13 protein-coding genes and 1 riboswitch are annotated in these 15,499 nt (G+C 35.1%); of the genes, 3 read left to right on the top strand and 10 right to left on the bottom strand.

The features are described 5' to 3' along the window. Positions 1-275: 275 nt before the first annotated feature. The 7 genes from ACFQ18_RS14460 to ACFQ18_RS14430 all read right to left on the bottom strand — a co-directional run bounded on the left by ACFQ18_RS14460 (position 276) and on the right by ACFQ18_RS14430 (position 6,718). Entirely contained in the window at positions 276-1,376 is a 1,101-nt protein-coding gene (locus ACFQ18_RS14460) for an iron-containing alcohol dehydrogenase family protein (RefSeq protein WP_204798562.1), read from the bottom strand. 71 nt (positions 1,377-1,447) lie between these two features. Then, positions 1,448-2,287 carry a MetQ/NlpA family ABC transporter substrate-binding protein gene (locus ACFQ18_RS14455; protein WP_047185771.1) on the bottom strand — a complete coding sequence of 280 codons (840 nt, stop codon included), beginning with the start codon at positions 2,285-2,287 and terminating at the stop codon, positions 1,448-1,450. A gap of 23 nt (positions 2,288-2,310) precedes the next feature. Then, entirely contained in the window at positions 2,311-2,979 is a 669-nt protein-coding gene (locus ACFQ18_RS14450) for a methionine ABC transporter permease (RefSeq protein ID WP_047185770.1), read from the bottom strand. After that, positions 2,969-3,982, bottom strand: a complete 1,014-nt coding sequence (locus ACFQ18_RS14445) for a methionine ABC transporter ATP-binding protein (protein ID WP_145524179.1) — start codon at positions 3,980-3,982, stop codon at positions 2,969-2,971. Before ACFQ18_RS14445 ends, ACFQ18_RS14450 begins: the two co-directional genes overlap by 11 nt. Before the next feature lie 100 nt (positions 3,983-4,082). Continuing rightward, positions 4,083-4,185: riboswitch (SAM riboswitch) on the bottom strand. 124 nt (positions 4,186-4,309) lie between these two features. Further along, complete coding sequence (locus ACFQ18_RS14440; RefSeq protein ID WP_244987036.1) at positions 4,310-4,849, bottom strand: helix-turn-helix domain-containing protein; 540 nt, start codon at positions 4,847-4,849, stop codon at positions 4,310-4,312. 172 nt (positions 4,850-5,021) lie between these two features. Beyond that, entirely contained in the window at positions 5,022-5,921 is a 900-nt protein-coding gene (locus ACFQ18_RS14435) for a hydroxymethylglutaryl-CoA lyase (RefSeq protein ID WP_060668559.1), read from the bottom strand. Between the two features lie 275 nt (positions 5,922-6,196). Beyond that, the gene (locus tag ACFQ18_RS14430; RefSeq protein ID WP_047185766.1) at positions 6,197-6,718 is read right to left on the bottom strand and encodes a YbaK/EbsC family protein; all 522 of its coding nucleotides are present in this window, start codon (positions 6,716-6,718) and stop codon (positions 6,197-6,199) included. A gap of 238 nt (positions 6,719-6,956) precedes the next feature. Between ACFQ18_RS14430 and ACFQ18_RS14425 the strand changes: the two genes are divergently transcribed. Next, entirely contained in the window at positions 6,957-7,736 is a 780-nt protein-coding gene (locus tag ACFQ18_RS14425; protein WP_047185765.1) for a nucleotidyltransferase domain-containing protein, read from the top strand. 35 nt (positions 7,737-7,771) lie between these two features. Here the strand turns inward: ACFQ18_RS14425 and mgtE are convergent, their stop codons facing one another. After that, complete coding sequence (gene mgtE / locus ACFQ18_RS14420) at positions 7,772-9,130, bottom strand: magnesium transporter (protein ID WP_047185764.1); 1,359 nt, start codon at positions 9,128-9,130, stop codon at positions 7,772-7,774. A 303-nt stretch (positions 9,131-9,433) separates the two neighbouring features. Here mgtE and ACFQ18_RS14415 point away from each other — a divergent pair, with 303 nt between their 5' ends. Continuing rightward, positions 9,434-10,021: a cell wall hydrolase gene (locus tag ACFQ18_RS14415; RefSeq protein ID WP_047185763.1), complete on the top strand. Its 588-nt coding sequence runs from the start codon at positions 9,434-9,436 to the stop codon at positions 10,019-10,021. A 115-nt stretch (positions 10,022-10,136) separates the two neighbouring features. Then, positions 10,137-10,259 (top strand): hypothetical protein, encoded by a 123-nt coding sequence (locus ACFQ18_RS14410; protein ID WP_255449125.1) that lies wholly within the window; start codon positions 10,137-10,139, stop codon positions 10,257-10,259. A gap of 36 nt (positions 10,260-10,295) precedes the next feature. Here the strand turns inward: ACFQ18_RS14410 and abc-f are convergent, their stop codons facing one another. Both abc-f and ACFQ18_RS14400 read right to left on the bottom strand, forming a co-directional pair. Then, on the bottom strand, positions 10,296-11,945 hold the full coding sequence (gene abc-f / locus ACFQ18_RS14405) for a ribosomal protection-like ABC-F family protein (RefSeq protein WP_204798561.1): 1,650 nt from the start codon (positions 11,943-11,945) through the stop codon (positions 10,296-10,298). Between the two features lie 448 nt (positions 11,946-12,393). Beyond that, a complete protein-coding gene (locus ACFQ18_RS14400) occupies positions 12,394-15,489 on the bottom strand; it encodes an AAA family ATPase (RefSeq protein WP_060668563.1) in 3,096 nt (1,031 codons plus the stop codon). Positions 15,490-15,499 lie beyond the last annotated feature (10 nt).

Raw genomic sequence — 15,499 nt, 5'->3', positions numbered from 1 at the left:
AAATATTTGGTAAGACAATGTATTAGGTGAAAATTTAGAGACACTTCAGTACTGTCTACTTGACAGAACCAGGTGCATCATCTCATGGACATTATGAACTATTTTGAAGGCAGTTTTATCCGTGATACCCTCCCTCACGGACATTTCAAATTTTTTTGAATGCAGTTCTGTCCTTGATACCCTTCCCACAGACAAAGCTGCTACTTTAGCGCATAACAAAAAACAGGTGAAGAATCTAGATTCTCCACCTGTTTTTCCGAAAGTATACTTTTTCATCATGAAACGGTTACGCCGTTTACTTTTTCCTCCAGTTGAATCATTGCCTGTACAACTGAATCGCTTGTAATCGCTCCAGGTAGGACGTGAATAGATTCTTCTGGTTTAACAGCTTTTTCAGCAACTTGAATTAAATTCTCTTCATCTATTGTTTGTACACCTAGATATTTAAGTGAATTGGGTAAATGTAATTTTTGATAAAATGGTAATATCTCATCGATTTCCTTCCATTTATCTTCTAAAATGAGTTGGATTAAAATACCATATGCAACCTTATCACCATGAAGCGCTTGATGTGTTTCCTCGAGAGCAGTTAATCCATTATGAATGGCGTGGGCACCAGCAACCCTTCCATAATGATCACCAAATCCTCCAACCATTCCACCAATCATAATAATGGTTTCAGCAACTTTAATAAAATCATCATTCAAGACACCACTCTTCACCGCTTCAATCGCATGTTCTGAATGCTCAAGCAAGTTTTCTTTACACAGTTTCGCAGCATGATAAGAAATTTCCAACGCCGCTGATTTTGTATTCATTTTCCCTATTTGTACTTCGGCTTCATACCATTTTGCTAGGGTATCCCCGATTCCTGCAATAAACATATCAAGTGGTGCATGTAATAATATCTGTGGTTCTATTAACACGAGATCTGCATTTTTAGGGTATAAATCAAAACGTACAAAGGAACCATCATCATCATAGATCACACTAATCGGTGTCCAAGGAGCACAATTTGATGCAAGTGTCGGGATTAAAACATATGGGGTATGTGTGAGATGGGCTGAAGATTTTACAAGATCAAGAACCTTTCCTCCCCCAACACCAATGACAGCATCCACTTCCGCTTCCGTTATAACGTTAGATAAGGTATCGATTTCATTTAAGGAACATTCCCCATGATATAGGTATGCTTCACTTGAAATTTCTGAAAAAGAATTCCAGTAAGGCTTAACAGCTTCCCAAGACTTGGTTCCATGAACAATCAGTACCTTACGAAATCCACGCTCGATTAATTTATTTTCTAATCCGTTTAAAATTCCTTCTTCTAATATGTATTCACTTGGTGCTCCATGCACAGATATTGTATTTGTCATTATGCTCTCTCCTTTGTATATGAAAAAGGAGAAGGCTTAAGCCCCCTCACTCTTAACCATAAGAATAATCATTACTCAGTCATCCAGCTTGGTTTTCCAAACCCTTCGAATTCCTCATCAATCACTTTTTCAAATTCGTCTGATTCTACTACCTGAACAAGGTCCTTCGCTAGTTGACTATCTTCATTTTCAGCTTTAACAGCTATAACATTTCGATATTGATCTAACATATCTTCTAATGCTAAAGCATCAAGTAAATCCATATCTGCCGCTAAAGCATAGTTACCTGGTACCGCTGCTAAGTCAGCACTATCAACTGCACGAGGTAATTGACCAGCCTCAATTGGTTGGAATACTAGTTTTTTCGGATTTTCTTTAATATCTTTTTCTGAAACAGTTAATTCATCAGCATTTTCATCTAGTTTAATTAATCCTTCATCTTGAAGTGTATTAAATGCTCTAGCCCCATTCGTTGGGTCATTAGGAACTGCAACAGTTGCACCATCTTCTATTTTATCTATAGAATTATATTTGTTAGAAAATATTCCCATTGGTGCAGTTGGAACAATTTTCAATGCGGATAAATCCATATCATTCTCAGCTTCAAAGTTTTCCAGATAGATAGTATGTTGGAATAGATTTGCATCGATATCACCATTATTTAATGCGTTGTTCGGTTGGATATAGTCACTAAATTCAACCACTTCTACGGAATAACCCAAATCCTCTAGGCCTGGTTTTAACGCTTTATTTACCATATCACTGTACGGGCCAGGAGTAGCACCAATTTTAATTTCTTTTGAATTCCCTGTAGAACTATCGCTAGAACTTTCTTCACCATTACCGCCACCACAAGCAGCAAGCAAAGAAATAGCGATTAGAGCGATTAGTATAAAAATTTTCTTTTTCATTTTTCTTTTCCTTCTCCCTTATATTATTTATTAACAGCCTTGGCAATTTTGTCGCCAATAATCTGTATTAATTGAACAAGTACAATCAATATAACAACGGTAGTAATCATGATGGTGTCATCATAACGGTAGTATCCAAAACGAATGGCAAGGTCTCCAATTCCTCCACCACCGACAACACCAGCCATAGCTGATGTACCAACTAAACTTACAACAGTAATCGTAATCCCTGAGATAATCCCAGATTTTGCTTCAGGTAACAATACATCTTTAATAATCATCCATGGTGTACCCCCAGCTGCAATAGCGGCTTCAATCACACCATACTCAATTTTTCTAAGGGATGTTTCTACTAATCTCGCAAAAAACGGGATAGCCGCAACCGATAATGGAACCGATGCAGCTTTTGGTCCAATCGTAGAACCTGTAAGTTTAATTGTTAATGGAATAAGTGCCACTAATAAAATGATAAATGGAATGGACCGTATCATATTGACGATAAATCCTACAATCTGATTTACAAATCTGTTTTGCAAGAATAGTCCTTTATCTGTTACAAATATTAAAATTCCAATTGGCAATCCGAAAATCACTGCTACAAGTAATCCAACTGATATCATATAAAGTGTTTGAAGAAACGCAGTGTTTAGCTCGGGAATTAATTCGATAATATGATTCACATCAAATTCCATCTTTTATCACCTCCACATGTGCTGAACGATTTTCAATATATTGGATCGCCTTGCTTACTTCATTCTTTTCCCCATTAAGCTCCATGACAAAAATTCCTAGCGGTGCGTCTTGAATATAGTCGATAGATCCATGCAAAAAATTACCTTTCACTTTAAATTTCTGTACCATGTCGGAAATAATACTTTCCCCAGCAATTTCCCCTTTAAAAATAACTTTCACTAATGTACCCGTCACCTTTTCTAATACGTGAGCTGGTAAATCAAATGAAATAACACTTGAAATAAATTCCCTCGTTAATTCATTTTTAGGACTTGCAAAGATTTCATACACATCACCTTCTTCAACGACTTTTCCAGCTTGCATGATTGCCATTCGATGACATATTTCCTTTACTACGTCCATTTCATGTGTAATTAATACGATCGTAATATTCATCTCTTTATTAATCTTCTTTAATAATTGAAGAATCGATTTCGTTGTTGTAGGATCTAAGGCAGATGTTGCTTCATCACATAAAAGAACTTTTGGATCATTAGCAAGTGCTCTAGCAATCCCAACCCGTTGTTTTTGTCCACCACTTAATTGGCCTGGATAAACATCCCGCTTATCACTTAACCCAACCATCGCTAATAATTCCTCTACCCTTGACGCAATTTGATTGGAAGGAACTTTTGCTGCTTTTAGCGAAAAAGCAATGTTTTCAAAAACCGTTTTTTGACTAACCAGATTAAAGTGTTGGAAAATCATACCGATTTTTAATCTAGCTTGTCTCAGCTTTTCACTTTTTAATTTAGTTAAATCAACACCGTCTACTGTTATATTTCCTTTAGTTGGACGTTCTAATAAATTGATACATCGTACAAGGGAACTTTTACCAGCACCAGAATAACCAACGATGCCATAGATTTCACCTTCATTAATGGTTAGTGAAACATTGTTAACGCCACTAACTTCTCCTTTTTTCGTCTGATATACCTTTGACAAATGATTAATGTTTATCATCTATATCCCCTCGCTCTTTTTACAGCCAATATGACATATTTTTACGAAAAAAAATACTCCATTCATCTGAAAGGAGCATCGACACAAACAATGTATCTTCCGCTTATCTTCCAGAATGTGATCATTCTGTTGGACTTGGCACCTTCCCATAAGGGGGTTGCCGGACGTCATTGGGCCAATCCCTCGGTCACTCTTGATAAGTTATATGAAAATTATTAAGTTAAAATTTATTATACGGCTAGTTAGTAAAACTGTCAATGAAGATTCGACATTTTTCTACAATTCCTAATTCATTAGTAACTTGGTAAAACAAAATTCTAACAACAACTATATGCTAATAAAGCATGTTAAAACCTGAGCTTCTTCATCATTGACTGGCACAAAGAGATGAGGTTTTTCCCCCTTGAAATAAGCACTATCCCCTTTTTCCATATAATAATTTTCCCCATCATAAAATAGATAGATAGACCCTTCCAAGATATATATAAACTCATCTTGTAAATGGGTATAAGTCTCCGTACGTAAATTTCTATGTTTAGGAGTGACATGAACAATGGTTGGTTCAATACTACTGAATTGAGAACGGTTTGCTAATAGCTCATAGGAATACCCCATATGTACATCACCAATTTGGGATTTCCTTTGTGATCTCTTCTGCAAAACTAATGAATCCTCTATTTTATCATCTAAAAGCCATGATAACGAAACATGTAATGCTTCACTTATCTTAGATAAAGTAGCTACAGCAGAAGCAGTTTGTCCGTTTTCAATTTTGGATAACATGCTTTTAGATATTCCACATTCGTCTGCAATTTGCTGTTGTGTTTTCTTTTGACGTAATCTTAATTCTTTTATTTTATGACCCAAATTTTTTAAATCGATAGAGACTCAGTCCTTTCCATTTAATCCCTACGAATACCAATGTTTTAATCATAGAATAGTACTTGATTCATAGTCAAGAAACTTCATACAACACGCTTCATTAAACGCATTTAAAAAGATGCTATTTATCGCTTAAATAAATAACATCTCCTCTCATTTAAAGACCACTTGCCAATAATGATCTACTAGGTAAAATCTTACCTAATTGATTTTGAATATACAAGGATGCTTCTTGTATTCTCTTTTCGTTAATACCGGTTTCAACCCCCATCCTATGAAGGAGATATAACACATCATTCGTCGCAACATTCCCTGCTGCCCCTGGTGCATAAGGGCATCCACCTAATCCTCCAATGGAACTATCAAATCGATAAATTCCATAATTCATAGCTGTCATAATATTCGCGATAGCCATTCCCCTCGTATCGTGAAAATGGAGAATAACTTTTTCAGTAGGATATCTTTTCAATATGTCATCCAGTAATGTTTCTACCTGTGATGGAACAGCAGAACCAATGGTATCCCCCAACGAAAGGTCATCAACACCGTACTCTAGTAATTTTTCACATATTGAAATTACAGCATCTGGTTTCATGTTCCCTTCATATGGACAGTCAAATACAGTTGATATATAAGCCGTAACGTGTTTGCCCTCTGCTTTCGCCTCTTCTATTACTTGTTTTAACACTGGGTACGTATCCTGTATCGTTTTATTTATATTCTTTTGATTATGTGTTTCACTCGCTGACATAAAAACAGATGCGCCATCAATTCCTGCTTCAAGTGCATATTCTAATCCTTTTTGGTTTGGAACCAAAGCAGAATAAACGACATTCGGATTTCGACTTATTTGTTTTCCAACCTCACGTGCATCTGATAGTGCTGGAATCATCTTTGGATTAACAAATGAGCTAAACTCTATTTCTTTTATCCCTGTATTTGATAACATATTTATCCAAGCAATTTTGGACTCAGTAGATACCCATTTTTTCTCATTTTGTAAACCATCCCGTGGCCCAACTTCCTTAATTTGTACAAACTTAGGGAGCTTCCCCATCATTAAGCCTCCTGTTTTTTAACATTTTCATAACTTAAAATGTTGACATTCCATTGATATTCTATGTTATGAGGTCATCAGGCAATTGGTGTTACATAGGTCTTAGTCATTCATTTCACCTTAAGTATTACAGTATATTCACTAGCGTTTATTATTATTCAACATTGTTGAATAAAGTATAACCGATTGTCAAAAGGAAAGTCAATGAAAGCAGAATCATATACTTATGTAAAAAAAATAACCCAGTCACGTTAAGAACTGAGTTACTAATTCAGCTATTTACCAAGGTTTTCTTGAACTACTTTTTCCATTCCCTTTTCCTCTTCTTCCCATCCTTTACAGACATCTACCCAATTCTTTGCGTGGGAATAAGTGAATATTTCATCGTTTGTTAATTCAATTGCACTATTTGTACTTCCGCACGCTGGATAAAGTGTGTCAAATCTTTTCATGGATATATCTAAATACACTTCCAAATCATTTTTCAAACCAAATGGACAAACACCGCCAATTGCATGTCCGGTTTGTTCTAATACTTGTTCTGGGGATAGCATTCTTGCTTTAAATCCAAACGTTTTACGAAATTTTTTATTATCAACTTTAGCATCTCCCGCTGCCACAACTAAAATAGCCTGTTCTTCTTCTCCTCTAAAGGATAACGTTTTTGCAATTCTTGCAGGTTCCACCCCGATTGTATCAGCCGCTTCTTGGACAGTGGCACTGGACGAATCGAATTCTAATATATCTTGTTCTCGATTAAATTGTTTAAAATGACGTTTCACACTTTCTATTGACATTCCTCTAACCTCTCCTTTAACCCTTATCCTAATCCGTAACATCATTTATACTGAAATTCGATATAATAGTCAAATTATTTGCCCCCTTCTGCAAATTACATATGTTGAACTTCTTACCATATTTATTAGAGTGGCGTGTTCTGCCCACAATCCCGTTTATGCTTCACTTCTATCCAGCCCATAAAGTATGTTATTTTAATCATAATAGAAAAAAGCAATCATCTAGGGAGTTAATTAAATGAAGGATATTATTATAAAAAAAATCAAGGAGATAGAGAAAGAAAAAAATATTAAAGTACTTTATGCTTGTGAGGCTGGTAGTAGAGCCTGGGGGTTACATGCAATTGACAGTGACTATGATGTCCGCTTTATTTATATTCATCCTACCGATTATTATTTAAGTATCGATCCAGTTGGAATTGGTAAGAAGAGGGATACTATTGAAGTCCCAATGCATTCTACCCTTGATTTACATGGTTGGGAACTTACAAAAGCATTGAGACTTTTCCGGAAATCAAACCCCGGGCTTCTAGAGTGGTTAAATAGTCCAATTGTTTATGTTGGACCATCCGATACTATTAAAGACATGATGGATTTTCAATCACAACTTTTTCAACCAAAGCCCTGTGTCCATCATTATATAAATATGGCAAAGAGCAATTTACGTAAATTAGACGAAACAACCGCAAATACCATTAAACTTTATATTCAAATTGTTAGGCCAATCTTGATAGCAAAATGGATTATAACTTATAGTACCTTTCCACCTATTCATCTTACAGCACTTGTTCATTTACTTTCGCCAACTGAAAAAAATGCTATAGAATGTTTAAGGGAAGTTAAAACAAAGCAACTATTGGAAGCGAATCTGCCAGTTGGAGAGCTTCAATCATTTATACGCAGGGAATTAGATTTTCTAGATAAGTCTGTCTCACATATGAAAACGAAACAAATACAAGTAACCAATAAATTAGACACATTGTTTCGTATGACATTAAAGAAAATATGGGAGAATTAAAAGGTGGCTTGATCATACTGAATCAAGCCACTTCTCTACATTAATTTAGAAAGAAACATCGTTGCGATGCCAAAATACACAAAAAGAGAAATAATATCATTAATGGTTGTAATGAGTGGCCCTGATGCAACGGCAGGGTCTACATTAAACTTATATAAAATAAGCGGAATAATCGTTCCCGATAAAGTACCAATGATTAACGTAACTAATAAAGAAACACCAACAACTAAACCCAATGTTGCATTCCCCTGCCAGAACAAGGCAATTATCGCAATAAGAATTCCACACGTTACACCTATGATAATTCCAACCCATAGTTCACGCATGACTAATTTTATAACTTCTTTAACATTCAAATCATCTTTTGTAAGTCCTCTCACTACAACTGCTAAGGATTGTGTTCCCGTATTCCCTGTCATTCCCGCAATCATTGGCATAAAGAATGCAAGAGCAACTACTTTATCCAACGTTTCTTCAAATCCAGCGATAATACTTCCTGAGACAATTCCAATAAATAATAAGAGAATAAGCCAAGGAAGTCTTCGGAATGCAGCAACAAATGGTTTGGTATTAAAATCAATCGCCTTACCAGATGCTGAAAGTTTTTCAATATCTTCATTAGCCTCTTGATAAATAATGTCCATTACATCATCTACTGTTACCACACCGACAAGTTTATTATTTTCTTCAATTACTGGTATGGAAATAAAATCGTATCGATTGATTAATTTTGCTACTTCTTCTTGGTCAGTATGGACGTCTACTGTCACTACACGGGAAAACATAATATCTTCTATTTTCTCGTACATGTCAGCAAGAAGTAGATCTTTATACGATACAACTCCTACTAATTCCTTTTTTTCACCTATCACATACAAATAGTTCAAGTATTCCGCTAGTTCCGCAAAGTGTTTTAGCTTATCAACTGCTTCACGTACTGTATATGTTTTGGGAATCCATACATATAGGTTGGTCATAATTCTCCCAGCCGTTTCAGGAGAATATTTCATCATATTTTGAACAATCGTGGATTCCTCTTCCTTCATTTCTGAAAGAATTTCTTCGACTTTTTCTGGTTCTAATTCTTCTAATAGAGAAACAAGATCATCATTATCCATCAAATCGAGGACTTGAGTGGAACGCTCAATCCCTAATTTTTCTAGAACAAGCAACTGGTCTTCCTTATCAAGTTCTTGAATCATATAGGTCAATTGCTCTGTAGGGAGATACATTATAAATTTGTTTTTATGCTTATTCGGTAAATTCAAGTATTGTTGTGCGATGTCATATGGCTGCAATTCATCCATTATAGATAAAAATTGTTCCTTTTTCCTATCCTTTAAGGTTTGAATAATCGCAAGTGTTGTTTCATTTTCTGTCATCTCAAGAGACATAACAATTGCCTCCTTCCTTCAGTTGTCCATTAACATTATAGCTTTAAATAAATATGTGTAAACCAAAGTCATGTAATATTACATTTTTATTACATTTGTTATATTCCAAACGGAAAATTCCTGACATTCCAATCAATGGAAATGATATCGAACTGGATGAAACTTCCAACACCTCCCCTACTATAGATCAGTACTAGAATAGGAGTCAATCCATTTCTCATGGAATTTTTTGGATCATGCGAAGTTATATTACAACTAGTAATCTAGTATATATTCTAGAAAAATAGGAGGAGTATGAATAAGATGAATAGGATTATGAAACTTCTATTAACTATATCAATGATTGCTAGTTTATTTACGATACCAATGAGTGCAGATGCTGCTTCTTACAAAATACAAGAAGGAGATTCATTCCATTCTATTGCGAAGAAGTTTAGTACAACGATAACAAACTTACAAATTGCCAATAAACGTTCTGGTAATGTTTTATATGCCGGAGAAACCATCCAAGTTCCAGACGATATTCCTTTGAAAGACAAAGAATTGATGGCTAAGCTTGTTCATGCAGAAGCAAAAGGAGAACCGTATGCTGGCAAAGTAGGTGTTGCTACGGTTGTTTTAAATCGTGTGGATCATAAAGAATTCCCTGATACGATTCGGGAGGTTATTTATGAAAAAGTAGGTGGGGCTTACGCGTTTACACCCGTACAAAACGGCAAAATTAATGGCAATTATACAGATGAAGATATGAAAGCAGTAAATGAAGCCATTGCATATCGCGGGCAAAGCGATGGATCCATCTATTTCTACAATCCGAAAACTTCCACAAGTAAGTGGATCTTTTCAAGAGAAACAACCGTTACTATAGGGAACCATCGTTTTGCTAAATAGATGAAATGGGGTTACATGTGACATATATCACAATAGTTAGAGGTATCATTTGATATAATAATATTGAACATAGGAAATATTATATATCAAATCCCATTCAATGGAGGAATAAAAAATGGAAAACGAAAAAGCAGATAGATTACGTATCATGCTTCAAGAAGCATTACAACCAATTTTAGACCGTTTAGATCGTATCGAGAATGAAATAAAATCTTTAAAAGAGCAAGATAAACAATAAAGGATTAGAGAAGGAGGACTTCTCTAATCCTTTTTGTTATTCATGTTTAAGGTCCTGAATTTTCTTCGTTAACGTTTTAAAACGTTCATCTAACTCTGGATAGGAAGAATCATTGGGGGTTAGAAGACTAAGTTTTCCCAACACTTCTTGTCTTTCTGTTTCTAATTTTAATACCAACTCAGCCTTATCTTCCGGTTCCTTTGATTCATTAGTTAATTTCTTATGAACACGTTGATTCGAAATAATCAATTGACTATCCGTTATTTTATCAAGAAAATAACGATCATGAGAAACAACGATTAATGTGCCATTATACTGTGCCAACGTTTCTTCCAATTGTTCTCGAGAAGGTAAATCAAGATGGTTTGTGGGTTCATCCAAGATAAGCACATCTTTCTCTTCTAATATATAGACCAAAAGCTTACACTTCACTCGTTCCCCCATACTCATGAACTTAATCGGTTCATTCCATTGCGATGCTTCAAACCCTAAATGCTTCATGGCATTTTGGACTTTCCCCCTATTCTCAAATGTTTCTGTATGGAATAGCTCTTCTGGCGTTTTTTCAAGGGGTAAATCAAAAACTTCTTGGGTCAAATATCCAATATTTGCAGAAGGGGAAATCCATATTTCTCCATCAGCTTGTTCCGTTCCCATTATCATTTTCAGTAATGTCGTCTTTCCACTTCCATTTGGGCCAATAAGTGCCACCTTTTCCCCGTATTTTATATAAAAATGAACACCTGTAAATAGTGTTTTCCCATCAAAAGATTTTGATAGACTTTTCACCTCTAAAAAACGCTTCCCAACCTTCGTGTTTGCAGTCATAGAAAATTGAACGGTATATTCAGGTTTTACAAAGTCAACCTTTGCTCTATCTAACTCCTTTTCAAGTCGCTTTTGCTTGGATTTAATTTGGGAATCCATTCGTTTTGCCTTTTTACGATGGTATTCTTTAGAACCCATCTTGGGACCTTCCTGTTTCGTTGATTGAGCATGTGCTTTCGTGGACCAAGAAGATAATTCGTTCATTTGTCCCTCAATCCGTTTCCTCATTTTTTGCTGTTTTTCATATGCACGTTGCTGAGATAATCTTTTCTCTTTGCGATATTCTATAAAACCTGAGTAGTTCCCAGAATGCTCTGTTAATAATTTGTCTTCTAAAGACCAAATTTTCGTTGCAACAGCATCCATAAAATGACGATCATGGGAAACAAAAATAATAGTACCTTCGTAATCTTGCATGTATTGTTTTAATAATTCCATACTTTCTTCATCTAAATGATTCGTAGGTTCATCTAATAATAGCAGCTCTGCTTGTTTTGAAAGACCATTTGCTAGTCGTGCTTTCAATCTTTCTCCACCACTTAATTGCCTAAAGTCATTTTCCGGTACATTCCAGTAACTTAATAATTTTGCCTCAGAAGGGGATGAATGATAAGCGGAAAAAGATTTCGTTTCTTGTTCCACCATAACTGTTCTTATATTTTTATGAATAAAGGTAATCTGCCCTTTTGTTGGCTGAATTTCACCTTGTATTAATTCAAGTAATGTCGTTTTACCAGCACCATTCTTTCCAATCACACCAATAATATCGCCTTCGTGTACCATAGCATTTACATTTTTAAATATTTCCGTATCCTTTATTTCATATGTCACATTCGTTAATTTCAAAATTTCTCTCATACGATCGTCCCTTTCCTTGTAAGGGAGGATTCCACCATATAAAGCTTTATCATTTAACTTAAAATATTGAAAAAATCCTCCCAATATCATTGGAAGGATTAGCCATGCCTTTACATAACAAATAAAAAGACTTCCATCAGCGAAGGCTTTCCTTCATCCCCCACTAATGAGCAGTTAATCTCCCACCTAACTTCTTTGTTTATCCAGAAGCTTGGAGGAGGGAGTGTTACTTCCTGTTTAGGTGGGATAAATCTATTTATTATGCAAAATAGAAACGTTCAATTAAAAATGGGCAGACTAATCCTATTTATTCCTGGTTGAAATCAAAATTATTTCATTTCAAACGTTTAAAATAAGATTAATTTTTCATTGTCCACCCATCAGTCCTCTCATTTAATTCTTCTTGTAGTATATCACATGACTGGAAAAGGGTCACTAAATTATATTTCTATTTCAAGACAAATTTCGTTTTACTATAACCTTCTTTTGTTTTTGCAACTTGTAAAACGGCTGGAAACATGTTTTTCAATTCCTGAACATGAGAAATAACCCCAATCATGCGACCGGTTTGTTGTAATTCAATTAAGGTATCAATGGCTTTAAATAAGGATTCCTCATCTAATGACCCAAAACCTTCATCAATGAACATGGTTTCAATGGAAATATTCCCTTGGAAACTTTGGATGACATCTGACATTCCTAATGCAAGACATAAGGAAGCATTGAATTTTTCCCCACCTGATAATGTCTTGACATCCCGGGTTTGTCCAGTATACGTGTCGAAAACATCGAGTCCAAGTCCACTTTGTTTTCCATGGGATTCTTGGCGGTCACTGCGAATTAAATAAAATTGCCCATTGGATAACCGTTTTAATCGATGGTTTGCTGCTTCAATAATTCTTTCCAAATATTCAATCTGCAAATAACGTTCGAATGAGATCCGCTTGTCGTTTTGTCCACGTAGCATGTCATGCAAATCCGTAATCGTAGACAAATCTTTTTCAAATTTAACTACCTGCTCATGCCCATCTAAAATATGAATTATTAATTTATCTGCCTCTTGATAATATTCCTTGGAAAGATTTAAACGAGTTAGCTTATTTTCATATTGCTGTTTCAGCTGTTCAAGTTGTGACTCCAACTGGATTAAATCCTGCCTTCTTTTATCCTTTAAAGAAAGCTGTAATTCATGAACCTGGGATTTTACGGTTGATAATTCTTCATTAAATTGCTGAATGGCAACTTTCCATTTCTGTTGCTCAACTTCGGACATTTTTGCATTTTTATACGCTTCTAAACTAGCGAAAGCCGCTTCTTCCAGTTTCGTTTTAAATTCAATTTCAGCTTTCTGCTTTTTCTCTTTTGTTTCTTCTAATTGTTTTATCGCATGATGCAAATTAGCATCTGTCTTAGTATCCTCTTCTTTTGCCTGTTCTAACTGCTTTTGAGCTAATTCCCAACTTTTTTCTAATTTTTGTTTATGATTAGCCGTTCTTTCAATTTCACTCTCTAAAACAGTTAGATTTCTTACGTCTTCGGGAACGTGATTTAATCTTTCCTCATAGCGAGTTAAAGCTGTTCTATATTCCTCTTTATACTGTGCATGAATATGATCTAGCTTTTCTTTTTTCGTTTGAAGCTCTCTGATAACAGTTAATTCTTTTTCATGATTCAATCTTAAACTTCTTAATTCCTCAGCTAACTTTAATAATTGATCTACCTCTTCTTTTACCCTTTTACCTTCTATAACCACTTCATCATAAATACGAATAGCTTCTTCTTTTGGAATGTTAAATTGCTCCAGTAATTCGGATTCCATTTCCTTCATATTGCTTTTATTAGCGGCTAATACTCCATCCGCTTTTCTATAAAGCTCCCCTGTATTATCTAGGTTTATTCTCAAAGATTGGAGCTCTTCTCTAGTTACAACTTTCCCACTATTTACAGCCTTTTGTGGGTGCTCCTTACTTCCACAAACCGGGCAAGCTTCCCCATCATGTAAATGCTCTGCCAAAACAACTGCTTGGTTATTTAACCATATTTCTTCCTGTTCTTGATAGATTTGCTTTAACTGATCATAGGCCTGCTTTTTATTAGCAACATCCGCTTCCAACTCATTCATTCGCTTCTGTAATTTTTTGTAATCTAATAAAGCTTGTCCTTTCACCTTTAATTCCGATAATTTTTCCTGTTTATCTTGCAATAGAGTTGTTTTTTCATCCAGTTCTTTTATTTTTTGGTAGTGATCATCACTCATTTTTTGCTTTTGAACAACATCTTTATTAACTTTCTCAAGATTAATAGAGGCTGTTTCTACTTGTTTCTTAAGTCCATCAATGTGCTGTTTCGTTTTTTCCATTTCTTGCACCATTGGCAGAATATCTTTAAGATGATCCAGCTTTTTAGTTACTTGTTCACGTTCGTCTTTTTTAGCTTCCTGCTCTCGAAATACGTCACGTGCTTGTTCGAATTGTTCAGTAGATTTACTTTTGGCCAATTTTGCTTGTTTCAAAAGATTCGATTTATGTTCTTCATCTAGCCGCCAATCATTCACTTGCTTTTCGTATATTTCAATTGCAGCTGCTCGTTCTGCCACTTCTAGTTCACGTTGTTTTATTTCAACGTTAGGTTTCTTTTCTTCTAATTGCTGTAGTCGAGCCTTTTTCTCATCTAACTCTTGGAATCGTTCATTTATTACTTTTGCTTGAAAATACTCAGATTGTTTCTTGTTATGCATGGCATATGCATCATCATACTCTTTTTGATCGTTTTTTATTTGCTTAATGTAAAATTCCATCTCTTCTTTTAAGCCAGCAATAACTTGATTAACATTGAAATGTTCTTCTGAGATTACTTGAAATAATAAGGAATCCTCTCGATTTGGTAGATTAGATGATATACCTTGAATATAATGATCGATAGCTTGTTTTGCTTGATTATATGATTGTTTAACAGTTTGCTTCTTTTCGTTTAGTTGCCCTACTAGTTGTTGATAAGATTCTGTTTTAAAAATCCGACGTAATATTTCTTCTTTATTTTCTGTCTCTGAAGTAAGTAATTTACGAAATTCCCCTTGCGGCAACATCACGATTTGCTTAAATTGATCCTTCGTTAATCCGATAAGAGTCTCTACTTTTCTATCAATTTCTGAAACGATTTGCCGATCGACACAAGGAATTTCTTTATCTCCTATAATTTCATAAAACTCGTATTTATCCCCAGTTTTCGTCTTATTTCCTTTTTTAACATGGCCTAATTGACGTAAAATACGATAGATTCGACCATGTAATTCAAATATAAGCTCAACAGAAGTATGCGTATTATCTTCCGCAAAATCACTACGGAGCATTGTCTGGTTTTCACGATCTGAACCACTTGCACTACCATATAACGCAAAACAAATACCATCAAAAATGGTTGTTTTTCCAGCACCAGTGTTTCCAGATATGACAAATAAATGGTTTTGATCCAATTCTGTAAAATCGATGGTTTCACTATATTTATAAGGGCCAAAAGCCGTCATCGTTAACTTTAGTGGTTTCATTGTATGACTA

Source organism: Oceanobacillus caeni (assembly GCF_042678465.1).
GTDB classification, from domain to species: Bacteria; Bacillota; Bacilli; order Bacillales; family Amphibacillaceae; genus Oceanobacillus; species Oceanobacillus caeni.
The sequence above is the reverse complement of the archived record's forward strand: the minus strand, read 5'-3'. Positions and strand labels throughout refer to the sequence as shown.